Origin of the sequence: Methanolinea sp. (assembly GCA_030055515.1) — an archaeon.
Lineage (GTDB): Archaea > Halobacteriota > Methanomicrobia > Methanomicrobiales > Methanospirillaceae > Methanolinea_A.
Genome location: JASFYI010000002.1, coordinates 297,686 through 320,079, shown reverse-complemented (window position 1 = coordinate 320,079; position 22,394 = coordinate 297,686). Strand labels below are relative to the sequence as shown.

The window sequence follows — 22,394 nt, the reverse complement described above, 5'->3', positions numbered from 1 at the left end:
CTCCCGCCCCGCGGGCCGGATCAAGGCCCCGGGGTCGCCGTGGAGGTTGCCTAGAGAATATAGAGTCAGGGCTGGTAAGGATTCCGGTCGGCGCGCACGCGCCGGTTCAGGCTCTCCCCGCGATCCTCCCGACCGCCTCGACGAGGGCGTCCACCTCTCCTGCCGTGTTGTAGATGTACAGGCTCGCCCGGACCGTCCCGTCGCGGAGGCCGAGCCGGGTCATGAGCGGCATGCAGCAGTGGTGCCCGGACCGGACCATGATATTTCCCTCCGCGTCGAGGCGCCGTGCGACCTCGTGCGGGTGGACGCCCTCGACCGTGAACGAGACGACCCCGATCCGCCGCGCGGGGTCAGGGGGTGCGTAGACCCGGACGCCCGGGAGGCGGGAGAGCCCCCCGATCAGCCGGGTCGCGAGCCTCTCCTCGTGCTCCCTCGCGGCATCCCTGCCGGCCCGCTCGAGGTAGTCGACTGCCGCCCCAAGGCCGATCCCGCCGGCGATGTGCGGCGTCCCGGCCTCGTACCGCGCGTATCCCCCGGCGAGCGTGTACCCTTCCTCCGTCACCGTCTCGACGATCCCGCCCCCGACGTCCGAGGGGGGGATGGTCGGCTCGCGCATCCAGAGGACGCCCGTCCCCGTCGGCCCGAGCATCTTGTGCCCGGAGAAGCAGAGGAAATCCGCGCCGAGCCGCCGGGCGTCGACCGGGAGGTGCGGGACCGACTGCGACCCGTCGACGAGGAGGAGCGCCCCCGCCTCTTTGCAGATCCGCGCCACCTCCTCGACGGGGGTGATGACCCCGAGCACGTTCGAGGCGTGCGTGATGGCGACGAGCCGCGCGCCGCGGGAGACCTCCTCCGCGAGGGCGTCAAGGTCGGGGGTGTAGTCCTCCCGGAGCCCGACGATCCTGAGATCGACCCCCCGCTCCCGCAACCGCATCCAGGGGAGGAGGTTGGAGTGGTGCTCGAGGATGGTCGTCACGACGCGGTCGCCCGCCCCGAACCCGAGGCCCCGGGCGACTGCGTTGATCGCCTCTGTCGTGTTCTTGGTGAAGACCGTGACCCCGCCCTCGCCCCGGATGAAGCGGGCGACCTTCTCGTGGGCAGCGGCATACTCCTCCGTCGCGCGGCGGCAAAGCCTGTGGACGCCACGGCCGACGTTTGCCCGGTAGTGCCGCTCGAACGCGAGCATCGCCGCGAGGACGGGCTCGGGCGAGAGGCTGGTCGACGCGCTGTCAAGGTAGATCGCCTCCGAGACGAGGGGGAAATCCTTCCGGATCCTTTCCGTGTCCATTCGCATCATCCTCCCTGCCGGGCGGGCGCCGCCCGGGGTGTCCTGCCCCCCGCGATCCCGTGCACCCTGCAGAGCTCCCGCATCTTGGGCGGGAGCGTCTCCCACCGCCACAGGCCGCAGCGGACGTAGGCGGGGGGGAGCCCGCGGGAACGTGCCCACCGCTCGAGGAACCGGGTCCACCGGGCGGAGAGGTCGGGGTGGACCTCGGCGAGGCGCTCGGCCTCTGCTTCCAGCATCGCGGGGCAGACGTAGCACCCGATCCTCTCGAACCCGAGGTCGTAGAGGGGGTTGTACGGGATTTCGCGCCACCAGAGGTACATGAAGACCTCAAGGGCCCTCCAGTTCCGGATCGGCGAGAGGGTGCACTGGAGGGGGATCGCGGGGTTCTCGCGGACGAGCGCGAGCTCCGCCCTGTTCCTCGACTCGTACCACCTGTTGCCCTGCACCGTGAGGGTCGGGCCCTGCCGGGCGATGTACTCGCGGAGGGGCGCCTGCTTGAGGAGGTCGCAGCACCACCGCCGGTCCTTCGTGGGGGGCCCGTCCCTCTCGGCGGCGCTCCAGAAGTCCCCGCCTCGGAGGACCGTCCGGATCCCCTGCTGTCTCACGAACGCGAGGGTCTCGGGGAACTCAAGGCCCGTGTCGATGAAGAACGCGTCCGTGACCCCCGCCTTCCGGGCGAGCGCGAGGACGGCGGTGCTGTCCTTCCCGCCGGAGAACGAGACGTTCACGTGCGGCCGGTCGCGGGCGTGCTGCCGGATCGCGCGGACCGCGTGCCGCTCGAGGTTCCGCAGGTGGTGCGCGTTCCTCCGGACCGCCTCCTCCCACGGGGGGTCCGGGGCGGGCGGGCCGCGGAGGGGGAGGAGCTCCCTCACCCTGAGGTACCCCTCCCGGAGGACGCCCGTCCCCGCACGCCCCCTGTACCGCACGATGACCGTCCCGTCGGGCTCGTCCGTCCGGACCCTGACCCTCTTGCCCCCGAGCCTCCCCGCGGGGAGCGCGCTCCCCGGCGCGACCGCGTCCTCGAGCGTGACCACCCCGCGCGTCGCGTGCGGGAGGACGGAGGGGATCCCGCCGGCCGCGATGTCGAACCGGAACTCCCGGGCGACCGGGTCGAACGAGAGCCACCCGAACCGTTCCCCGCGGGCGATGACGAGCTCGGTCCGGTCAGGCCCCCCCGCCTTGCTGAGGAGGACGATCCGGGGGAGCGGGACGTCGCCGAACCTCTCCCGCAGGAGGGCCGAGAGGACCTCCCGGTCGTGCCGGAGCGCGGGGCGGACGTCGTAGGGCTCGGGGAGGGGGATCGCCCTCCCCGTCCCGCCACACACGCAGGTCTTCGCGAGGAGGGGGACGCCGCACGCGTCGCACCAGTAGAGGGTCTTCTTCACGGGGGGCTCGCGCATCGTGTGGGGAAAGGTGGGTCTCCCCGCTTATTAAAGGGGAGCGTGGGGGACCATCCCCCGTCCCCCGCGGGAGGGAGCCGGGAGGTCGTGGACAGTCCCCGCGTGAGATATATTTATATTATATAAGAATAGTAAATTATATATATTATAGGAAAGCTATTTCCTTCTATACCATACATTATATTAAGTTTCCCCCTCCTGCCGCGCCCGCGGGAGGGCACGACCGGGCTCGGGGAGAGACGGGAAAAAGGATGGTGAAGGACGCATGCATGCGAAATCCGGCGGACGGATGCAGTGGCTGTGGATCGAACCCGGCGACAGGAACGGGATCGACGACTACTTCGAGAGGGTGAGCGAGAGGGAGAGAGAGCAGGAGAGGGTCATGATCGGCGGCTGGGAGTACTTCCTCTACTCCGACGGGAAAACCGTCGCTCTCTGCCGGACGAAGGGCTGCGCGGGGAGACCCTGGCTGACAGAGGTCGTCCCGCACGAGGCGCACGGGATCTCCGACGAAGACCTCGAGCTCGCGGTCCGGTACTGGACGGGGGGCGCGGCCGACCCGGGCTCCTACCGCGTCTCCTCCCACATCGAGAAGAAGCTCAGGGCACTCTTGGAGTGAGAGTCCCCCGGGAAGCGGGAGCATTTGGAATGGAGAGGAGAGGTGGGAAAATGTGAGATAAAGGCGTGATACAGGGTAATTTCGGCAAATTCCAATCCTGCGTTTGCCGTGCACTTTTTTATATACCCTCCCGCGGAGAGGACTTTCAATCCTCTCCCGGAGGGGATCCATGAGACGAAATTCGATTGGTATCGTAATGGCAGGCCTCTGCTCGCTCCTTCTCGCCGGAGGCCTCGTGCTCCCCGTGACCGCCGCGATTTACCCGGAGGCCCGCATCAATCGTGCTCTCCGAGGACTGCGACGTCACGGTCCAGTACTACAAATCGGACGCGGGGTCCGAGAATGCATTCGGCCTCGCGAGTCCCCAGAGGATTCCGCTCGGGCTCATCCACCAGACCCCCGTGGGGACGACGTGGAACATCGGGCGTTACCCCGCGGGGACCGAGCTCGTCTTCTACGACATCCACTACGACAGTGGGCGCACGTGGTACACCGGCCCCGGTTCCCGCAACTCTGACGGCGTCGTCCACGCGGCGGTCACCTACCTGGGCAACCAGCGCTGGTGGCTCGGGTTCGAGGACCTCCCCGGCGGGGGTGACCGGGACTACAACGATGTCGAGCTGGTCGTCTCCGGAAACCTCGTCATCGATTACCCGTCGACCAACGATCCCCCCGTCGCGAGCGCGGGTGGTCCCTACGCGGGATCCGAGGGGACGCCGCTGACGCTGAACGCGGCGGGATCGTTTGATCCCGAGGGGATCCCGCTCACGTACCGCTGGGACCTTGACGGGGACGGTTCGTTCGACACCGCATGGTCTTCCTCGCCGACCCTCACGCACACCTGGACCGACGACTGGAGCGGTTCGGTCACCGTCGAGGTATCCGATGGAACGTCGGTGAGATCTGCCTCTGCCCCGGTTGCAATCTCGAACCAGCCACCGACAATCAATACCGTGACCGTGGGGAGCCCAACGGTCGCGGAAGGAGCCCCCGTGCAGTTCTCCGTCACCTGCACTGACCCGGGATCCGAGGATACCATCGCCTCGGTCGCGTGGGACTTCGGGGACGGGAGCTCCGGGACGGGGGAATTCCCCACCCACACCTACGCGGACGACGGGGATTACACGGTCGTCGTTACCGTCACCGATGACGATGGGGCAACTGCTCGGAAGTCGATCGTCGTTTCCGTCTCGAACACCGCGCCGGTCGTGACCATCGGTGCGGATGCAACCGAGATCGACGAGGGGGGCAGCGTCTCGTTCACCGGGACTGCCACCGATGCGGGCATCCACGATGACCCGACGTTCGCCTGGGACTTCGGCGACGGGTCCCCGGCCGTTTCCGACACCCTTTCCCCCTCCCACACCTACGCGGACAACGGCCTCTACACCGTGACCCTCACCGCCACCGACAAGGACGGCGCGACATCCGTAGAGACGCTCGCGATCGCGGTGCGCAACGTCGCGCCGGAGGTCGGCCCTGTATCCGGGCCGGCTGCACCCGTTCCCGTTAACGCGGTGGTCAGCGTGGAATCTTCCTTCAGTGACCCGGGAGACGATACCCACACCGCGACGTGGGACTGGGGTGACGGGTCATCCGGGACGGTCCCGGTAGCCGAGGGTCCGGTCAGCGCAACCCATGCCTATGCAACTGCCGGCATCTACACCGTCACGCTCGTGGTCACCGACGACGATGGCGGCGTCGGCCAGTCCGAGTATCGGTACATCGTGGTGTACGATCCGAACGGCGGTTTCGTGACCGGCGGGTTGTGGATCGAACCCCTGGTGTGCCCGTTCTCCGCGGGCCGCACGAACCTCACCCCGGACAAGGCCCACTGCGAATTCGAGGCGAGGTACCAGAAGGGGGCAACCACGCCGGCGGGGAAGGTCAACTTCAGGTACAAGGCCGGAAACATCGACTTCAGGAGCACGGAACTCAGGTACCTCGTCATCTCCGGCCCCTGCGCCCACATCAGGGGATCCGGCACTGTCAACGGTCGCGGCGGATTTGACTTCATCCTCTCCGCGATCGACGGGCGGAAACCGGGCGGAGGGGGTGTCGACAGGTTCCGCGTGGAGATCTGGGACCGCGCGACGGGCGAAGTCCTCTTCGACACCCAGCCGGGTGCACCGGAGGGTGCCTCCCCGTCGATGACCCCCGGGGGTGGATCGGTCCAGATCCACTCCTGACAATCCTCTCATCCTTTTTCCGGTTCGCGCGGATATCACTGCGCGGGAAACTGCCCATCTCGCGCCGGTCCCGCGGGGATGAACAGGGGGGAACGTGACGTGCGAGGGAGGGGATTCGAACCCCCGAACTCCTCCGAGAATGGACCCTAAATCCATCGCCTTTGACCGCTCGGCAACCCTCGCCCCTGTACATGTGACCGGCAGGGTGGGATAAACGCTTCCCCCTCGCGGGAACGCGATCTTTGCGCACCTTTTTCTCGAAGGATATCTGCCAGGTCCGCGAGAGGCCCGATTAAATTTGGGAGAAGGATAACCCTCGCGTAGAAAAAATATTCTGCGCAATTCTTATATACATTGAGATTTAACAGAAATGTGCCATATATGAGGGCCCGGCGGGAGACCGGCGAGGTATCCCGGCGGAGAGGATGGATGGAGAGGGAGAGAGAAACCAATACGATACGCGGACCTGGACGTTCGCCACCTTTCGGCCAGGCCATTCAGGAAGATGGGAGAGCCATCCTGCGCGCGAAACTCCTCGAGAAGCTCGAGGAGGAGGACGTCCGGGATGTCCTCAAGCGCCTCCGCGCCGGGCCTCTGTGACTTCATATATGGTACCTTTTCTGCCTTTTTGGCAGGAGAAGGGCTGGCCTGGTGATTGACCCGCAGCCCCGGTCACCGGGTGCAGCCTCGCACTGACCCTCCTTTTCTGTTTTTTCCTGCCGGGACGTCACGCGGGATGGAGCTCCGGCATCCCCCGTTGCCGCCTGCAGCGCGGGAACGCGTGGGGGAGAACGAAGATAACGTCGCCCGCCCTACCGGGGATATGCCATGAAGAGGCTCGAGACCCTCGCCATCATCGCCCACGACATGGGGATCATCTTCGAGTTCCTCGGCGGGATCACCCTCGTCCCCCTCCTCGTCCTCGTCCTCTTCTCGGAGTGGGGGATGCTCCTCCCGATGGCGACCGTCCCTGCCACGTTCTTCTTCCTCGGCCTCCTCATCTCGCACATCCCGCGCAGGGAGTACGTCCCCCAGCTCTCCGTCGCCCTCGCCGCCGTCGCGCTCACGTGGCTCGCCGTTGCCGTCATCGGGGCGTTCCCGTTCGTCCTCGGCCTCGGGATGAGCTGGACGGACAGCATCTTCGAGGCGATGTCCGGCTGGACGGGGACGGGCTTCTCGGTGATCCACGGGCTCGAGAGCGTCCCTAAGACCCTCCTCTTCTGGCGGTCGTTCATGCAGTGGGTCGGGGGGATAGGGGTGATCGCGTTCGGGATCGCGATGCTCTCGCGCTCGGGCCTCACCCAGCACCAGCTCTACCGGGCCGAGGGGCGGCCCGAGGACCTCATGCCGAGCGTCGTCTCGACGGGGAGGCGGATGTGGGTGATCTACGCCTTCCTCACCCTCGTCTTCACCGGGATGGTGATGCTCGCCGGGATCCCGCTCTGGGACGCGCTCAACCTCGTGATGGTCACCCTCGCGACCGGCGGGTTCTCGCTCCACGACGCGGGCATCCTGTATTACCATAATCCGCTCCTCGAGGCCCTCCTCATCCCCGTGATGCTCGCGGGGGCGCTCCCGTTCAAGCTCTACTTCTTCATCTACAGGGGGAGGATCCAGCCGTTCCTGCAGGACCGCGTCGTCTGGCTCATCCTCGCCCTCGCGCTCGCCGGCTCCCTCGTCGTCACCCTCGACCTCCACCTCTTCATGGGCATGACGCTCGGTGAGGCTGCCCGGCAGGGTTTCTTCTGCACGGTCTCGGGGCTCACGTGCTGCGGGCTGCAGAACTCGGACCTCCGGTGGGTCGCATCGCCCCTCATCGTGATAAGCCTCCTCATGATGATCGGGGGCGCGGCGGGGAGCACCTCCGGGGGCATCAAGGCGAACAGGATCATCCTCGCGTACGAGGGGCTCGTGTGGTGGTTCCGGCGGTTCTTCGCGCGGGGGAGGGTGGTCGTCCCGTTCCGGCACGAGGGGAGGGCGATCCCGAAGCGGATCACGGACGTAGAGCTCTCGAAGAACATGCTGATCGTCGTCCTCTACGTGCTCACGATATTCCTCGCGACCATCGTCTGCCTCCACCTCGCGCCCACGGAGTTCCGGACGCACGAGGTCATCTTCGAGGAGATCTCGGCGATGAGCAACGTGGGGCTCGGCCTTGGGTACCTCACGCCCGCGAGCCCCGACCCGGTCAAGTGGGTCTTCACCTTCCTCATGTGGACCGGGAGGCTCGAGATCATCCCGGTCCTCATCCTCGCGGTCGGGCTGATCAGGGGGTTTGAGCCCCGCGTGGGTGCCCGGTGAGGGGGGGAGGCGGCGCGGAAGAAACCCTCCAATCGCGCCGAATGTGCAAAACAAAACATTATTGACTCCGGCACCCTATCACCAGTATGTTGACGGCCCGATGGACCCCGTTCTCCTGACCACAGTGCACATCCTCGCCGCCGCAGCCGTCTGCTGGCTCAACTTCGTGACGATAGACATGATTTTTAAGCTCCCTGAACGCGGGGGGGTCGTCGGGGCGACCGCGATCGCCCGGCACATCGAGGCGAAGGGGGGATCGCTTGCCGGCGGGACGATGATGGGAAACATCGTCTCCTCCCCCGACGCCTCGGCGGGGACGCTCCTCGCCTCCTGCGGGGTGTACATCGCGGGGATCCCGGGCGGACTCCTTTCCGCCCTGCTCGTCTTCGTCGGGAACAGGATCTGCCACGACCCCGGCTACGCGGGCACGACGGGCGCGGTCACCGCGACGTTCATCGTGCACGGTTTCTCGTTCCTCGGTTTCTCGCCGGCCGAGTTCATCGCGGGGATGGTGGTCGCGATCCTCACGGTGCAGGGGATCTCCCACGTCCACGCGAGCCGGCTGCTCGACAGGATATGGAGGGTGAGGAGCGGGTGACGCCGGGGGAGGTCGCACTCCTCGCGTGCGGGGGGATCGCGGTCTACGCGGGGGTCCGGGTCGCCCTCGAGCCCGACACGCTCCGCAAGCTCCCGTTCCTCAACGTCCTCTCCTTCGCGATCGCGGGGGTGATCGCGCTCCTCCTCCCCCACCCCCTCGCGATCGTGGCCGCGGCCGCGTACTTCGTCGGGTCCACGCTCGAGTCGAACGCCATCGCGAGCACGTACGCGGGGGGGATCGGCAGGCAATGAACCCCGCGCTCGCCCTCATGCTCTCGTTCCTCGTCGTGCTCGGCTGCATCCTCGTCCTGCGGGAGGAGGACCCGTACAGGAAGATCATCGCGCTCTCGCTCGTGGTCGCGGGGGCGATCCCGTTCGTCGTCGGGAGGGGGCTGCTCGACGTCGCGATCGCCGTCTCGCTCGTCTTCCCCCTCTCGACCATCTTCATCCTGATGGCCTGCCCGGGGGGTGAGGGGTGACCCCGGAGTTCGCGCTCGGGCTCTTCCTGATCCTCGCCGGGACGCTCGGGACGGCGTTCCCCCGCCCGAGGACGTACCTCTCGCGGCTGATCGCGCTCGAGGTCCCGGGGATCGGCGTCCTCCTCCTGATGCTCGCGTACAACGAGGCGCTCGCCCTCCTCACGTACGGGTGCGTCTCGGCGCTCTCGGTCTACATCTTTGCCCGCGTCATCCAGAAGAGGGAGGGGCGGCCGTGATCATCCCGCGGATCTCGCGCGTCCTCTCCGACTACGAAAACATCCTCCCGCTCTTTGCGGGGGCGTGCGCGGTCCTCTCGATAATTGCCCTCCTCTCGCTCCCCCTCGCGCCGCATGGCGACCCGCTCTACCCGAAGAGGACCGTCCCGGAAAGCCCGCTCGACCCCTACGACAGGGGCGGCCCGCCGTTCACGCAGGCAAAGGTCCACGTCCAGTACCCGGAGAACTCGCCCACGGCGGGATACGTGACCGCGTACCTCACGCCCCTCTCCCTCTTCCTCGCGGAGCACACGATGTACATGGGCACGACGATCGTCGGCCACCCCGGCGGGATACTGGACGAGATCCTGTACAATACGCGGGGCCTCGACACGGTCGTCGAGCCGACGATCCTCTTCGTCGCGTTCGCGGTCGCCGCGTACCTCTACCACAGGAGGGAGGAGTAGCCCCATGGAGTGGAACGAGTACTCGTTCGGGCTCCTCGTCGTCTTCGCCGCGGCGTTCGTCGGGTTCTCCGCGCTCTGCAGGGAGCGCGACGACCTCCACAAGCTCCTCCTCGTCGACCTCGTCGAGGTCGCGTCCATCGCGGCGATCGCCCTCCTCGCGACCGACCTCGCCGAGGCGCTCATCCTCCCGGGCCTCGTCGTCGGGATCGCCGAGCTCCTCGCGCTCTCCCAGCTCTACATCGCGAAGGAGGGGATCGCGGCGGTCCCCTGCCGGGGGCTCGAGATCGAGGTCGTCCGGAAGTCGGCGGCGACCGTCGTCATCCCCGCGTTCCTCGTCGTGTACGGGATCGTCCTCTCGGGGTTCACGGGAGGGGGGATCGCGGCGCTCGGGCTCGTCTTCTACTTCATGAACAACGCGTTCTCGGGCGATTTCCACGTGCTCGAGCTCGCGAGCGGGATATCGTGGGCGCTCTGGGTCGCATCGTTCTTCGTCTTCATGCTCGCGCCCGACCTGTGGTACCTCGCGCTCATGGGCGCCGCGGTCGGGATCCTCCTCAAGGTCATCACAAAGATCTCGCTCGTCGGGGCGATGTGGGGGGAGCCGGGATGAACACGCCCGGGGGCGCCCCGTTCTTCTTCCTCGAGTTCGGCGACATCGTCGCGTACTTCACGCCGTTCACGGTCACGCTCTTCCTGTTCGCGCTCGTCTTCACGGTCTTTGCCCTCGCGAGCAGGCCGGAGAGGCAGCTCGAGATCGCGTTCGGGGCGGATGCACTCCTCGCGAAGACGATCACGCTCCCCGAGCTCCGGTTCCGGAGGTTCATGTCGGTCGCCTGCGGCCTCGCCTGCATGGGCGCGATGGTGACGGGCGACGTCTTTGACTACACGCTCTTCGTCTCGCTCGTCGGGATCGCGAACGTGGGGATCGTCGCGGCGGTGAGGACGCGGCACGTGCAGGACGCCGCGTTCCAGTACGGGCTCGTCGCGCTCGCGGGCACGGTCCCGATGTTCGCCGCCGCGGCACTCGTCGCGGGGACGACCGGGACGCTCTCCATGCTCGCGCTCGCCGAGCCGGGGGCACCCGCCGTCCCGCCGGTCGCAAAGGCGCTCCTCGTCCTCGGGGTGATGGGCGAGGGGATGGCCCCGTTCTACGCGGCGAAGGCCGAGATGTTCCGGGCGCCCGGGGCACCGTACGTCATCATGTGCTCGCTCTCGTCCCTCCTCATCTTCCTGCGCGTCGCGGAGGTGGTGTTCCTCCTGTGACGCCCGGGAAGGTGAGGGACTATGCCCGCGTGGCCGCCGTCTCCGCGGCGCTCGCGGGCGGGTGCGCGCACGCGCTCGTCCTCGCGGGTGTCCTCCCGCACCCCGTAGAGGTCGCGGCATGGGTCGCGGCGTTCCCCGTCCTCGTGCTCGCGCTCTTCCTCGCGTGGATGGCGCCGAGGGGGGATCCCGACATCCCGTTCGTGGGGTACTAGCCATGATCGCAGAGACCATCTTTGCCACGGTCTTCGGCCTCCTCCTCCTCGGCATCCACCGGAAGGTGATCGCCCGGATCCAGCGGAGGCCCGGGCCCCCCGTCTGGCAGGAGATCCTCCACGCGCTCAAGTTCTCCTTCAAGGCGACGTGGGTGCCGGCGACCGCGAGCGCCGCCCTCTTCGTGGGGATCGTCCTCGTCGCGATCGGGATATGGACGGCCGCGCTCGCGGTCGTCCTCTCGGGCGGGAGCCTCCTCGTCCTCTTCGCGATCTACATGCTCCACAAGATCGTGGAGCACGGATTCGGGCTCTCGTCGGGCTCGCCGTACGGGAAGTTCGGGGGTGTCCGGTCGGTCATCTCGGCCGCGTCCGAGATCCCGCTCTTCGTGAGCGTCGCGGGGATCGCGGTCTTCACGCGCTCCCTCTCGCTCCGGGACATCGTGGCGTACCAGGCGGTCCACGGGCCGCTCCTCCTCGCGGCGCCGCCGGCAGCAATCGCGATGTGGCTCGTCCTCCTCTCGAAGATGCCTTTCGGGCCGTTCTCGATCGTCGAGTCAAAGGAGCTCGTGAGCGGGTACAAGACCGAGCACTTCGGCGCGTGGCGGGCGGGCCTCGAGGTCTGCAACGGGCTCAAGACGTACGTCCTCCTCGCCGCGTTCCTCGTCGTCTTCCTCGGAGAGCTCCCATTCCTCGCGGTGCTCGCGGGGATGCTCCTCCTCCTCCTCTCGCTCTCGTTCGCCTGCGCGCTCAGCCCTATGCTCTCGCCGTACGACAGCGTGACGGTCCAGACGATCGTCGCGGGCCTCGTCCTCGCCTACGTCTGGGTGCTCGGGGTGGTGGCATGATACGCGTCATTTTAGGGGCGGCGTGCGCGATCTATCTCGTGATCATCGGGCTGCAGGTCGCCGCCCGCCCCTCGCTCTGGGTCGAGGGGCTGCTCGCGGGAACGGCGCTCGCGGCGGCGACCGCGATGTACTTCGTCCGCGACAGGGTGATTCTCGGGGCGTGGGAGAAGGCAGCGCTCTGGGCAGCCGTCCTCCTCTTCCTCGGGTACACCCTCGCGCGGCTGGGAGGGATCGCATGAAGGAAGTACTCTTCGAGAAGGACCTCTCCGCGGTGAAGTACCACATCCTCGAGAGCGCGCGGCACGACCGGGTCGTCCGCGAGATCGCGTCTGACCTCGGGATCCCCCACCTCCGGCTCCGGCGGATCCTCATGGAGCGGCTGGACATGATCCTCCTCGAGAACCTGCCGGCGCGCTACGAGGAGGGGAAGAGGGTCGACCGCGAGGCCGGCGGGATCGAGGGTGCGCTCTCCGCCCACCTCTACACCCGGGCGGTCCCGATCGTCCCCCCGCGGGCGATGGCCGAGATCGTGGAGGGGACGAAGGCGCTCGCCGCGTCGGGCGTCCCCCCCGCGGAGGCGGTCGCGCGGGGGAAGGCACTCGTCAGGGAGGCGGTCCTCGGGTGACGATCCTCCAGAAGGTCAAGAACTTCGTCCGCGCCCGGTCGATCCACGTCGCGTACGTGGACGTCGGGTCCTGCAACGGGTGCGACATCGAGGTCCTCGCATGCCTCTCGCCGCGGTACGACATCGAGCAGTACGGGATCTTCGTCCACAACAACCCGCGGGAGGCCGACATCCTCCTCGTCATCGGGGCGTTCACGCCCGGCTGGGAAGAGAAGCTGCGGGGGCTGTGGGAGAAGATCCCCCCGCCGAAGGCCGCGATCGCGATCGGGAACTGCCCGATCTCGGGGTGCCTCTTCGCCCGCCCCCGCACCCTCGTCGACCCCCCGGTCGCAAAGCACATCCCGATCGCGGCGCAGGTGCCCGGCTGCCCGCCGCGGCCGACCGAGATCATCTCCGCGATCCTCGCGGTCGCGCCCACGGTATTCGAGGACTACGAGGTGAAGGCGAAGTGAAGCGTACCGTCGACGTCTCGATCCCGGTCGGCCCGGTCCACCCCTGCTGGAAAGAGCCGGCGCGGGTGAAGTGCGAGACGAGGGGGGAGATGGTCCTCTCCGCCGAGGTCGAGCTAGGGTACATGAAGAAGGGGATCGAGAGGATCATGCGCGGGAGGCCGTGGCAGGAGGTGATGTTCCTCGCCGAGCGCGTCTGCGGGATCTGCTCGGTCATCCACAACATGGTCTTCATCGAGGCGCTCGAGGGGATCAGCGGGATCCCCGTCCCGCCGCGGGCCGCGCTCCTCCGGGTGGTCGTCAACGAGCTCGACAGGATCCAGAGCCACCTCCTCGCGAACTTCTCGTACTGCTACACGATCGAGCACGAGACGCTCGCGATGTACCTCCTCGACGTGCGCGAGAAAGTGATGGACCAGCTCGAGCGGATCACGGGGGCGAGGGTGACGTGCGCGTACATCGTCCCGGGGGGCGTCCGGTTCGACCTCCGGCCCGAGGACGCTGCCGCGCTGCGGGCTGCACTCGCCGGGATAGGGACCGAGGTCCGGCGGTACAGGGAGATGTTCGAGGGCGGGCCGCTCATCGCCCTCCGGAGCAGGGGGGTAGGGATCCTCACGCGGGAGGCGGCGCGGGAGGCGCACGCGGTCGGCCCGACGGCGCGGGCGAGCGGGATTCCCGTCGACAGGCGGACGGAGCACCCCACGTACAGGTCCCTCGGGTTCTCCCCGGTCACGCGGACCGAGGGCGACAACTTCGCGCGGGTGATGGTCCGGTTCATGGAGATCGACCAGTCCATCGGGCTCATCGAAAAGTGCCTCGACGCGCTTTCGCCCGGCCCGATCCGGGGCGGGGGGATCCCGGGCGAGGGGGAGATCGCATACTCCGGCGAGGCGCCCCGCGGGGAGCTCACGTACTTCGTGAAGACCGACGCGGCGGGCAGGATCCGCGAGATCTCCATCCAGACCCCCTCGATCATGAACATCGAGGCGTGCTGCCACTACATGCTGAAAGGGGTGACGTCGCTTGCGGACGTGACGTCCACGTTCGTCTCGGCCGACCCCTGCATCGCCTGCACGGAGAGGTGAGGAATGCCACTCTCGATCGTCGCGTACGCAAGGGAGTTCTGCCGGCTCGAGTGGGTAAAGAAGTTCCTCGCGGCGAAGACCGCGCCGCTCGTCGCCCCGCCCTACTTCCGCAACTTCCCCGTCCTCTCGGGCAAGACCTGCACCCACCACCTCCACTGCATGATGGTCTGCCCGGCGCCGGGCGCAATCGAGGTCGTGCGGACGCCCACCGGCTGGGAGCCGCGGATCCACGAGGGGCACTGCATCCGGTGCGGGCTCTGCGTCGAGGCCTGCCCGAACGGCGTCCTCTCGAGCGGGCGGATCCTCGAGTCCGTCGCGCTCGCCCGCACGGGTCTCTCCTTCTCCTTCCGCATCGACGTCGACCTTGCCCGGTGCATGGGGTGCGGGAACTGCGCGGTCTCCTGCCCGGTCAACAAGCTGGTCGACGCCCAGATGGCGCACGGCGGCCACGCGTCGACCGAAGACCTCCTCCTCAAGGTGAGCGACGGGAAATGCAGGGTCCTGCACGCCGAGAAGTGCACGGGGTGCAAGACGTGTGAGGACAACTGCCCGAATGGCGCGATCTCGGTCGCGAGGCTTCTTTCGGCGGTCCACGTGCAGGGGGAGGGGCAATGAAGTTCCTGATGACGACGGGGAGGACCATCCGGCAGGGCAGTTTCGTCGAGCGGAAGAACACGCCAGTGTACGCCGAGGAGGCCTCAACGGTCCGGATGAACCCCGTCGACATGCTCGATCTCCTCGTCGAGGATGGCGATCCCGTCAGGGTGACTGGGCCCGGGGGATCGGTGGTGATGCGGGTCGCGGGGGACCCGTTGCTCCCGAGGGGGATCGTCTTCGCCTGCCTCGGGCCGCACGCGAACGCGATCGTGGACCCGTGGACGCACGCGACCGGGATGCCGGACTATAAGACCGTCCCCGTCGAGATCGAGCCGGCCGAGGAGAGACCGCCGACCGTCGCGGAGCTGATGGGGGCCTGCGGGGGTGTGCCCTACGAGGGTTGAGGACGTCGTCTGCCCGTTCTGCGGCTGCCTCTGCGACGACCTCGCCGTGACGGTCGAGGGGGAGAGGGTCGTCGCGGTCGAGAACGGGTGCACCCTCGCGAACGAGAAGTTCACGGGCGACCACCGCCTCCCCCACCCCATCCGGCGGCGCGGCGGGAAGTGGGAGGAGACCACGTACGACGAGGCGATCCGCGAGACGGCCGAGATCCTCCTCTCCGCGAAGCGCCCCCTCCTCTACGGGTGGAGCGGGACGGTCGTCGAGGCCCAGACGATCGGCGTCCACCTCGCCGAGCTCCTCGGCGCGGTCATCGACAACACCTCCACCGTCTGCCACGGCCCCTCCATCATGGCGATCCAGGAGGTCGGCCACCCGGGCTGCACGCTCGGGCAGGTGAAGAACAGGGCCGACGTGATCGTGTACTGGGGCGCAAACCCCATCCAGGCCCACCCCCGCCACATGAGCAGGTACACGACCTACGCCGACGGGTTCTTCGTGAAGTCCGCGTTCCGCGAGAGGAAGGTGATCGTCGTGGACGTCCGGGAGACCGACTCCTCCGAGGTCGCCGACGAGTTCGTGAGGGTCGCGCCGGGCGGGGACTACGCGGTCCTCACCGCGCTCCGGATGATCGTCCGGGGGAAGGGAGAGTTCGTCCCGGACACCGTCGCGGGAGTCCCCCGCGAGCAGCTCGAGAGGGTCGCGCAGACCTGCCTCTCCGCGAAGTTCGGGGCGGTCTTCTTCGGCCTCGGGCTCACGATGTCCCGCGGGAAGTACAAGAACGTCCGCAACGCGATCGAGCTCGTCGAGGAGCTGAACCGCCACACGAAGTTCACGATCTCGCCGCTCCGGGGCCACTGGAACGTGTACGGGTCAAACGAGGTCTTCACGTGGATCACGGGCTACCCGTTCGCGATCGACTTCTCGCGGGGGATCGCGTTCTACAACCCGGGCGAGACGACGGCAGTCGACATCCTCCGGAGGGGCGAGTGCGACGCCTGCCTCGTCGTCGCGAGCGACCCGGGCGCGCACTTCCCGCGTGCCTGCGCCGCGCACCTCGCCCGGATCCCCACCGTCCAGATCGACCCCCACGTGAACGCGACGACGCACCTCTCGCGCATCCAGATCCCGGTGGGGGTCACGGGGATCGACGCCGAGGGGACGGCGTACCGGATGGACGGCGTCCCGCTCCGGACGAGGAAAGTCCTCTCCCGCAACGTCCCCGACGACGTCGAGGTCCTCGGGAAGATCTACGCCCTTGTACGGGAGGCGAGGGGATGACGGCCGGGATGCTGATCCGGAACGCGTACGTGATCGACCCCCTCTCCGGCGTGAGGGGCGAGGTGATGGACATCGCGATCGCGGGCGGCCGGATCGTCGAGGAGGCGCCGCCGGGCGCGGTGGTGATCGACGCGAAGAAGTGCCTCACGCTCCCGGGCGGGATAGACTCGCACTCGCACGTCTGCGGGACGAAGGTGAACTTCGGCCGGTACATGAGTCCCGAGGACATGCGGGCGGGCAGGACGGCGCGCCGGGGCGTGATGCACGTCACGTCCGGCTACAGCGTGCCCACGACGTTCGGCAACTCGTACAGGTACTCGGCGATGGGGTACACGACGGTCCTCGAGGGCGCGATGGCCCCGCTCGAGGCGCGGCACACCCACGAGGAGTTCGCCGCGACGCCCCACCAGGACATGCTCGCAAACACCCTCTTTGATGGGAACTGGTCGGTCATGGAGGCCGTCAGGGAGAAGGACGTGAAGAGGGCCGCGGCGGTGGTCGCCTGGACCCTTGCCGCGGTCAAGGGGTTCGCGATCAAGCTCACGAACCCCGGCGGGACCGAGGCGTGGGGCTGGGGCAAGGACCTCGCGGGCATCCACGAGCCTGTCCCGCACTTCGGGGTGACGCCGGCAGAGATCATCCGGACGCTGATCGAGGCGAACGAGCTCCTCGGGCTCCCCCACTCCGTCCACCTCCACTGCAACAACCTCGGGATACCCGGCAACTACAGGACGACGCTCGAGACGATGGAGCTCGCCCCGCCGGCGCGGGGCGACCGCCAGACGCTCTACCTCACGCACGTCCAGTTCCACTCGTACGGCGGGACGACGTGGCGGGACATCTGCTCGAAGTCCGAGGAGATCGCGCGGTCGCTCAACGGGAAGCCGCAGGTCGTCATCGACATGGGGCAGGTGATGTTCGGGCGGACGACGACGATGACCGCCGACGGCCCGATGGAGTTCCGGCTCTACCTCCTCCACCACAACAAGTGGAGCAACCACGACGTCGAGCTCGAGACGGGGTCAGGGATCATCCCGGTCACCTACAGGAGGAAGAGCCTCGTCAACTGCGTGATGTGGGCGATCGGCCTAGAGCTCGCGCTCCTCGCCAAAAGCCCCTGGCAGTGCCTCCTCTCGACCGACAACCCGAACGGCGCCCCGTTCGTGAAATACCCCGAGGTGATCGGGCTGCTCATGAGCAGGCGGATGCGCGAGGCAGAGCGGAGGGAGATCGAGCCGAGGACAGAGCACTACGTCCCGCTCTTCGCGATCGAGAGGGAACTGGACTGGTACGACATCGCGGTGATGACCCGGGCCGGGCAGGCGAAGGCCCTCGGGATCACCCGGGTCGGGAAGGGGTACCTCGCCCCCGGCGCGCAGGCCGACGTCGCGATCTACCCGCTCCGGCCCGACGAGGTCGACCCCTCCGCCGACTACCAACAGGTGGTCGCGGGCTTCTCCCGGACGCTCTACACGATCAAGAGGGGACGAGTCGTCGCGAGGGACGGGGACGTCGTCGTCGAGGGGGCGAACAGCACCATCTGGACGCGGGCACGGGTCCCGCCCGAGTATGACGTTGCGTCCGACCCCGGATTCCGGGAGAAGTTCGAGCAGTACTACACGGTCAGGTTCGGGAACTACCCCGTGCAGGACGAGTACGTGCCGCGGGGGATCTGCATCGAGACGGAGGCGGCGCTGTGAAGGTGACGCTCAAGACGAGGCCCCGGGAGAACCCCCTCGTCCCGGTCGAGGCAGAGACGATCGTCCCGATGAACTTCCTGCGGGGAAACGACATCCGCGTGCACGAGGGGAACCGCGAGCGGCTCCTCGAAGAGCTCTTCTTCGTCACGGTCGAGGGGCCGGCGGTCTCGCCGGACCAGGTCGAGATCGTCCTCTCCGGGGACACGGGGCGGATCAAGCGCGTGGGCGAGTACATGAACGCGGGGAGGATCGTCGTCGAGGGGGACATCGGGATGCACTGCGGGAACTTCATGAGTGCCGGCGAGATCCTGATCCGGGGCAACGCCGACGCGTGGCTCGGCCGCGAGATGCGGGGCGGGCAGATCCTCTGCGAGGGGAACGCCGGCGACTACTGCGGCGCGGGGTACCGCGGGGAGAAGCGCGGGGTGCGCGGCGGGAGGATAGAGGTGATGGGCAGCGCCGGCGACTTCGTCGCCGAGTACCTCTCGGGCGGCGAGGTGATCGTCCACGGGGACTGCGGCGACCTGCCGGGCGTCGAGATGCGGGGCGGGACACTCGTCATCGGGGGGTCCTGCACCCGGCCCTGCGGGAACATGACGGGCGGGACCTGCATGGTCTTCGGGGAGGCGCGCGAGATCCTCCCCTCGTTCGTCCGCGAGGGGACGGCCGAGGTGGAGTTCGGCGGGAAGAGGTACCGGATGGCCGTGTACCGCGGGGACATCGCGAACAGGGGCAAGGGCACCCTCATGGTGAGGGAGGGAGAGATCCGGCCGTGACGGGCCGCGGTCCCGTGCCCTTTTTAAGACCGGGCGGGTACTTTATCATACACTTATCCCCGCGCGTGCCGGAGGAACACCCGTGATTTCCGTACTCCTCGTTGACGACGAGCCCGCCCTCCTGGACGTGACCCAGATCTTCCTCGAGCGAGACGGGAAAATGAAGGTCACGCTCTCCGAGTCGGGGAGGGACGCGCTAGAGAAGCTCAAAAAGGGCCACTTCGACATCATCGTCTCGGACTACGAGATGCCTGGGATGAACGGGATCGAACTTTTGAAAGAGGTGAAGGCGAGGGGGTACGAGATCCCGTTCATCGTCTTCACCGGCCGGGGGAGGGAGCACGTCGCGATAGAGGCGCTGAACCTCGGCGCCTCGTTCTACCTCCAGAAGGGCGGCGACCCCAAGTCGCAGTTCGCGGAACTCCGGAACATGATCACGCAGGCCGTCCAGAGGAGGAGGGCGGAAGAGGAACTCCGCGCAAACCAGGTCCGTCTCCAGGCGGTCATCGACCTCTCCCAGATGACGGAGAAGAGCGAGGACGCCCTCTGCACCTACGCCCTCGAGAAGGCGATCGCCCTCACGGGGAGCAGTCTTGGGTTCCTCGCGTTCGTGAGCGGGGACGGATCCCTCCTCACGATGCACGCGTGGTCGAAGTCCGCGCTCGAGGTCTGCAGGGTCGAGGGGAGGGTGACCGAGTACCCCCTCGAGACGACCGGTCTGTGGGGGGACCCTGTGAGGCAGAAGAGACCCGTCATCGTGAACGACTACGCGGGAGAGGTCGCGGGCAAGAGGGAGACACCGCCCGGCCACCCGCCCCTCACCCGGTTCATGGGGATCCCCGTGCTCGACGGCCCGCGAGTCGTGATGGTCGCGGGGGTCGCGAACAAGCAGTGGGATTACACCGACGCGGATGCCCAGCAGGTGACGCTCCTCATGGCGAGCCTCTGGCAGATCCTCACGCGGAAGAGGTCGGAGGAGGCGCTCGCCGCGAGCGAGAGGAGGTTCCGCTCGTACTTCGAGCTCCCCCTCGCAGGGATCGCGGTCGCCTCGCCCGAATTGCGGTGGACGCAGGTGAACAGGAAGTTCTGCGAGCTTTCCGGGTACACGCCGGAGGAGCTCTCCTCCCTCTCGTGGGAGGATCTCACGCCCCCCGGGGACTGGCCGCGCGAGGCGGCCGAGATCGCCCGCGTCGTCTCCGGCGAGAGGCAGCTGCTCGCGCTCGGAAAGAGGCTCCGCAGGAAGGACGGGACGATCGCCGAGGTCGAGGTCTCGGCGATGCCCGTCAGGAAGGCGGACGGGAGCGTCGACTACTTCGTGGTGCTCGCAACCGACGTCTCCGCTCTCAAGGAGACGGAGAGGGAACTCCTCGCCGCGAACGAGCGCATGTCTGCGACGCTCGAGGAACTCCGGGTCGCGCAGGACTCGCTCGCCGGGTACTGCCACAGGCTCGAGCAAGAGGAGCGGGCGCTGCGCGAGAGCGAGGAGAAGTTCCGGAAAGTCGTCGAGACAGCGCCAAGCCTCCTCCTCGTCCTCGACGGGGAGGGGTCTGTCACCTACGCGAGCCCCCGCGCCCTCCCCGTCACCGGGTACACCCCGGAGGAGATCCGGGACCTCGGCCTCCCCGGGATCGTCGATGCGGGGGACCTCCCGCGGGTGCGGGAGGCGATCGCCCGGTGCGCGGGGACAGGGGCGGGGATGCGGGACCTCGAGTTCCGCGGGAGGAGGAAGGACGGCTCCCCGTGGTGCGCCTCGGCCGCGGTCGAGCCCCTCGGGGGCGGCCCGGGGAGCGCGCCTGCAGTCCTCCTCCAGCTGGTCGACATCACCTCCCGCAGGCAGGCGGAGGAGGCCCTTCGAAAGAGCGAGGAGAGGCTCCGGGAGATCCTCGGGACGATCAGCGACGTCGTCTTCTCGCTCGACGCGGACGGGAGGATCACGTACGTGAGCCCCGCCGTCACCCGGATCCTCGGCTACGCGCCCGCGGAACTGGAGGGGCGGGTATTCGCCGAGGTCCTCCTGCCTGACGATGCGGAGGGTGCGCTGCGGAAGTACGAGGAACTCCGTGACGGGGATGTGAGGGTGCCGGTCGAGGTCGAGTGGAGGGTCATGCACCGCGACGGGACGATCCGGTGGTGCCGCTCCTCGCTCTGGCCGATCGTGCGCGACGGGCGGTTTGCGGGCTGCACGGGGACCGCGACCGACATCCACGCGCGGAAAGTCGCAGAGGAGGAGCTCAGGGAGCGCGAGGAGCTCCTCGCGGGGATCTTCAGGGTCGCCCCCATCGGGATAGGGCTCGTGAAGGAGAGGACGTTCCTCTTCGCAAACGACGCCGTCTGCAGGATCACGGGGTACTCCCGCGAGGAGCTCCTCGGGAAGTCGAGCCGCCTCCTCTACGCTTCCGACGGGGAGTTCGAGCGGGTCGGCAGGGAGATGGCCGGGCGGATGTGGGAGACAGCCGGCGAGACGGTCGAGGCGACGTGGGTGCGCAGGGACGGGAGGGAGATCACTGTCCTCATCAGCACGTCGCCCGTCGACCCCTCGGATCCCGGGTCCCCGATCGTCTTCTCGGCGATGGACATCACCGCCCAGAAGGAGAGGGAAAGGGCACTCCTCGAGGGCGGGCGGGCGCTGCGGGAGTTCTTCGACGGCCTCCGGTCGCCCGCGTTCCTCGTCGGGGCCGACGGGCAGGTCGCCGCGGCAAACGACGCGTTCCACGAGGTCTTCTCCGGCGGGGCTGCCGGGGGAGGGGGAACCCTCCTCTCAGAGATCCTCGGCGAGGATCTCGCGCGGGAAGTGATGGCCCGCGTCCGCGAGGCGCTCTCGGAGGGGCGCGCCCGGCGGTTCGAGGCACCGCGCGGGGAGACCCGGTTCCTCTTCGAGGTGTGCCCGGTCAAGGACGGCGGGGCGGTCGCGCGGGCCGCGGTCATCGCCGTCGACGTGACCGATCTCCACCGCGCCCGCGAGGCGCTCGCGGCCCGCGCCGAGAGGCTCTCCCTCCTCTCCCGCGCGGCGGCCCAGGACGGCGGCCGGATCCTCTCCGCGCTCCGCGCGTACCTCGGGCGCATGGAGAGGGAGACGGACGACCCGCTCCTCCGCACGTACGTGAAGAAGCAGGAGAAGTACGCGGGGGCACTCGCGGCCGTCCTCGGCTATTTGCGCGAGTACGCGCGCGGGGCGGGCGGTCCGCCCGCGTGGCACGACGTCGGGTCGCTCGTGCGGAAGGCCGCCGCGGTGCACGACCTCCGGGACGTCGCGATCTACCTCGACTGCGGGGGACTCTCGGTCCGCGCCGACCCGCTCGTCGAGAGGGGCATCTCGGCGCTGATCGGCCACGCGCTCGGAAAGGAGGGCGTCACCCGGATCTCGTTCTCGTACAGGGAGGAGGGGGACGGGATCGTCCTCACCTGCGAGGACGACGGCGCGGGCTCCCCCGGCGCGGCCGGCGGGGAGGGGAGCGATCCCGGCCTCTCCCTCGCGGCCGAGATCCTCTCGGCGGAGGGGTTCAGGGTCTACGAGACGCGGACGGAAGGCGGGGGCTGTCGCGTGGAGATCGCGGTACCGCCCGGCTCCTTCCGGCTCGGCGGGGAGAATCGCGCGGATTGAGGGGGG

At 68.2% G+C, this 22,394-nt stretch carries 25 protein-coding genes and 1 tRNA gene; 23 read left to right on the top strand and 3 right to left on the bottom strand.

Features of this window, described 5'->3' with window-relative positions; all coding sequences use genetic code 11:
• Window positions 1-106: 106 nt before the first annotated feature.
• Together QFX32_05885 and QFX32_05880 are read right to left on the bottom strand one after the other, a co-directional pair.
• A complete protein-coding gene (locus QFX32_05885) occupies window positions 107-1,288 on the bottom strand; it encodes a cysteine desulfurase (GenBank protein MDI9633570.1) in 1,182 nt (393 codons plus the stop codon).
• A 5-nt stretch (window positions 1,289-1,293) separates the two neighbouring features.
• Entirely contained in the window at window positions 1,294-2,688 is a 1,395-nt protein-coding gene (locus QFX32_05880; GenBank protein ID MDI9633569.1) for a phosphoadenosine phosphosulfate reductase family protein, read from the bottom strand.
• A gap of 265 nt (window positions 2,689-2,953) precedes the next feature.
• Here QFX32_05880 and QFX32_05875 point away from each other — a divergent pair, with 265 nt between their 5' ends.
• Complete coding sequence (locus QFX32_05875; protein MDI9633568.1) at window positions 2,954-3,307, top strand: hypothetical protein; 354 nt, start codon at window positions 2,954-2,956, stop codon at window positions 3,305-3,307.
• A gap of 281 nt (window positions 3,308-3,588) precedes the next feature.
• Window positions 3,589-5,496, top strand: coding sequence for a PKD domain-containing protein (locus tag QFX32_05870; GenBank protein MDI9633567.1), 1,908 nt, complete (start codon window positions 3,589-3,591; stop codon window positions 5,494-5,496).
• Between the two features lie 100 nt (window positions 5,497-5,596).
• Here QFX32_05870 and QFX32_05865 read toward each other — a convergent pair.
• Window positions 5,597-5,679 (bottom strand) — tRNA-Leu (locus QFX32_05865).
• Between the two features lie 198 nt (window positions 5,680-5,877).
• On the opposite strand from QFX32_05865, the gene QFX32_05860 reads away from it, so the two are divergent.
• The 21 genes from QFX32_05860 (at window position 5,878) to QFX32_05760 (ending at window position 22,388) form a co-directional block, all read left to right on the top strand.
• Window positions 5,878-6,096 carry a hypothetical protein gene (locus QFX32_05860; protein ID MDI9633566.1) on the top strand — a complete coding sequence of 73 codons (219 nt, stop codon included), beginning with the start codon at window positions 5,878-5,880 and terminating at the stop codon, window positions 6,094-6,096.
• Window positions 6,097-6,324: 228 nt separating this feature from the next.
• Window positions 6,325-7,797: a TrkH family potassium uptake protein gene (locus tag QFX32_05855; protein MDI9633565.1), complete on the top strand. Its 1,473-nt coding sequence runs from the start codon at window positions 6,325-6,327 to the stop codon at window positions 7,795-7,797.
• A 100-nt stretch (window positions 7,798-7,897) separates the two neighbouring features.
• Entirely contained in the window at window positions 7,898-8,395 is a 498-nt protein-coding gene (locus QFX32_05850) for a hypothetical protein (GenBank protein ID MDI9633564.1), read from the top strand.
• Window positions 8,374-8,646, top strand: coding sequence for a DUF2109 domain-containing protein (locus QFX32_05845; GenBank protein MDI9633563.1), 273 nt, complete (start codon window positions 8,374-8,376; stop codon window positions 8,644-8,646). Before QFX32_05850 ends, QFX32_05845 begins: the two co-directional genes overlap by 22 nt.
• Complete coding sequence (locus QFX32_05840; GenBank protein MDI9633562.1) at window positions 8,643-8,873, top strand: DUF2108 domain-containing protein; 231 nt, start codon at window positions 8,643-8,645, stop codon at window positions 8,871-8,873. The genes QFX32_05845 and QFX32_05840 overlap by 4 nt, the downstream gene beginning before the upstream one ends.
• Window positions 8,870-9,109, top strand: coding sequence for a DUF2107 family protein (locus QFX32_05835; protein MDI9633561.1), 240 nt, complete (start codon window positions 8,870-8,872; stop codon window positions 9,107-9,109). Before QFX32_05840 ends, QFX32_05835 begins: the two co-directional genes overlap by 4 nt.
• Window positions 9,106-9,555, top strand: coding sequence for a DUF2106 family protein (locus QFX32_05830; GenBank protein ID MDI9633560.1), 450 nt, complete (start codon window positions 9,106-9,108; stop codon window positions 9,553-9,555). The genes QFX32_05835 and QFX32_05830 overlap by 4 nt, the downstream gene beginning before the upstream one ends.
• A gap of 4 nt (window positions 9,556-9,559) precedes the next feature.
• Window positions 9,560-10,165, top strand: coding sequence for a DUF2105 family protein (locus QFX32_05825; protein ID MDI9633559.1), 606 nt, complete (start codon window positions 9,560-9,562; stop codon window positions 10,163-10,165).
• Window positions 10,162-10,818 carry a hypothetical protein gene (locus tag QFX32_05820; protein ID MDI9633558.1) on the top strand — a complete coding sequence of 219 codons (657 nt, stop codon included), beginning with the start codon at window positions 10,162-10,164 and terminating at the stop codon, window positions 10,816-10,818. Before QFX32_05825 ends, QFX32_05820 begins: the two co-directional genes overlap by 4 nt.
• On the top strand, window positions 10,815-11,030 hold the full coding sequence (locus QFX32_05815) for a hypothetical protein (GenBank protein MDI9633557.1): 216 nt from the start codon (window positions 10,815-10,817) through the stop codon (window positions 11,028-11,030). Before QFX32_05820 ends, QFX32_05815 begins: the two co-directional genes overlap by 4 nt.
• A gap of 2 nt (window positions 11,031-11,032) precedes the next feature.
• On the top strand, window positions 11,033-11,875 hold the full coding sequence (locus QFX32_05810; protein ID MDI9633556.1) for an NADH-quinone oxidoreductase subunit H: 843 nt from the start codon (window positions 11,033-11,035) through the stop codon (window positions 11,873-11,875).
• Window positions 11,872-12,114 (top strand): hypothetical protein, encoded by a 243-nt coding sequence (locus tag QFX32_05805; protein ID MDI9633555.1) that lies wholly within the window; start codon window positions 11,872-11,874, stop codon window positions 12,112-12,114. The genes QFX32_05810 and QFX32_05805 overlap by 4 nt, the downstream gene beginning before the upstream one ends.
• Window positions 12,111-12,500 carry a DUF1959 domain-containing protein gene (locus QFX32_05800; protein ID MDI9633554.1) on the top strand — a complete coding sequence of 130 codons (390 nt, stop codon included), beginning with the start codon at window positions 12,111-12,113 and terminating at the stop codon, window positions 12,498-12,500. Before QFX32_05805 ends, QFX32_05800 begins: the two co-directional genes overlap by 4 nt.
• Window positions 12,497-12,952, top strand: coding sequence for a hypothetical protein (locus tag QFX32_05795; GenBank protein ID MDI9633553.1), 456 nt, complete (start codon window positions 12,497-12,499; stop codon window positions 12,950-12,952). The genes QFX32_05800 and QFX32_05795 overlap by 4 nt, the downstream gene beginning before the upstream one ends.
• Window positions 12,949-14,034, top strand: coding sequence for a nickel-dependent hydrogenase large subunit (locus tag QFX32_05790; GenBank protein MDI9633552.1), 1,086 nt, complete (start codon window positions 12,949-12,951; stop codon window positions 14,032-14,034). Before QFX32_05795 ends, QFX32_05790 begins: the two co-directional genes overlap by 4 nt.
• 3 nt (window positions 14,035-14,037) lie before the next feature.
• Window positions 14,038-14,649, top strand: a complete 612-nt coding sequence (locus QFX32_05785) for a 4Fe-4S binding protein (GenBank protein ID MDI9633551.1) — start codon at window positions 14,038-14,040, stop codon at window positions 14,647-14,649.
• Window positions 14,646-15,035, top strand: a complete 390-nt coding sequence (locus QFX32_05780; GenBank protein ID MDI9633550.1) for a molybdopterin dinucleotide binding domain-containing protein — start codon at window positions 14,646-14,648, stop codon at window positions 15,033-15,035. The genes QFX32_05785 and QFX32_05780 overlap by 4 nt, the downstream gene beginning before the upstream one ends.
• Entirely contained in the window at window positions 15,016-16,311 is a 1,296-nt protein-coding gene (locus QFX32_05775; protein MDI9633549.1) for a formylmethanofuran dehydrogenase subunit B, read from the top strand. The genes QFX32_05780 and QFX32_05775 overlap by 20 nt, the downstream gene beginning before the upstream one ends.
• Window positions 16,308-18,011, top strand: a complete 1,704-nt coding sequence (locus QFX32_05770) for a formylmethanofuran dehydrogenase subunit A (protein MDI9633548.1) — start codon at window positions 16,308-16,310, stop codon at window positions 18,009-18,011. The genes QFX32_05775 and QFX32_05770 overlap by 4 nt, the downstream gene beginning before the upstream one ends.
• Window positions 18,008-18,787, top strand: coding sequence for a formylmethanofuran dehydrogenase subunit C (locus tag QFX32_05765; protein MDI9633547.1), 780 nt, complete (start codon window positions 18,008-18,010; stop codon window positions 18,785-18,787). The genes QFX32_05770 and QFX32_05765 overlap by 4 nt, the downstream gene beginning before the upstream one ends.
• A gap of 82 nt (window positions 18,788-18,869) precedes the next feature.
• A complete protein-coding gene (locus tag QFX32_05760; protein MDI9633546.1) occupies window positions 18,870-22,388 on the top strand; it encodes a PAS domain S-box protein in 3,519 nt (1,172 codons plus the stop codon).
• The last annotated feature ends 6 nt before the right edge of the window (window positions 22,389-22,394 follow it).

Coding starts and splice junctions, on each gene's coding strand:
- QFX32_05885 (MDI9633570.1), bottom strand. CDS start 1,288: ATGGACACGGAAAGGATCCGGAAGGATTTCCCCCTCGTCTCGGAGGCG.
- QFX32_05880 (MDI9633569.1), bottom strand. CDS start 2,688: ATGCGCGAGCCCCCCGTGAAGAAGACCCTCTACTGGTGCGACGCGTGC.
- QFX32_05875 (MDI9633568.1), top strand. CDS start 2,954: ATGCATGCGAAATCCGGCGGACGGATGCAGTGGCTGTGGATCGAACCC.
- QFX32_05860 (MDI9633566.1), top strand. CDS start 5,878: ATGAGGGCCCGGCGGGAGACCGGCGAGGTATCCCGGCGGAGAGGATGG.
- QFX32_05855 (MDI9633565.1), top strand. CDS start 6,325: ATGAAGAGGCTCGAGACCCTCGCCATCATCGCCCACGACATGGGGATC.
- QFX32_05850 (MDI9633564.1), top strand. CDS start 7,898: ATGGACCCCGTTCTCCTGACCACAGTGCACATCCTCGCCGCCGCAGCC.
- QFX32_05845 (MDI9633563.1), top strand. CDS start 8,374: ATGGAGGGTGAGGAGCGGGTGACGCCGGGGGAGGTCGCACTCCTCGCG.
- QFX32_05840 (MDI9633562.1), top strand. CDS start 8,643: ATGAACCCCGCGCTCGCCCTCATGCTCTCGTTCCTCGTCGTGCTCGGC.
- QFX32_05825 (MDI9633559.1), top strand. CDS start 9,560: ATGGAGTGGAACGAGTACTCGTTCGGGCTCCTCGTCGTCTTCGCCGCG.
- QFX32_05820 (MDI9633558.1), top strand. CDS start 10,162: ATGAACACGCCCGGGGGCGCCCCGTTCTTCTTCCTCGAGTTCGGCGAC.
- QFX32_05810 (MDI9633556.1), top strand. CDS start 11,033: ATGATCGCAGAGACCATCTTTGCCACGGTCTTCGGCCTCCTCCTCCTC.
- QFX32_05805 (MDI9633555.1), top strand. CDS start 11,872: ATGATACGCGTCATTTTAGGGGCGGCGTGCGCGATCTATCTCGTGATC.
- QFX32_05800 (MDI9633554.1), top strand. CDS start 12,111: ATGAAGGAAGTACTCTTCGAGAAGGACCTCTCCGCGGTGAAGTACCAC.
- QFX32_05785 (MDI9633551.1), top strand. CDS start 14,038: ATGCCACTCTCGATCGTCGCGTACGCAAGGGAGTTCTGCCGGCTCGAG.
- QFX32_05780 (MDI9633550.1), top strand. CDS start 14,646: ATGAAGTTCCTGATGACGACGGGGAGGACCATCCGGCAGGGCAGTTTC.
- QFX32_05770 (MDI9633548.1), top strand. CDS start 16,308: ATGACGGCCGGGATGCTGATCCGGAACGCGTACGTGATCGACCCCCTC.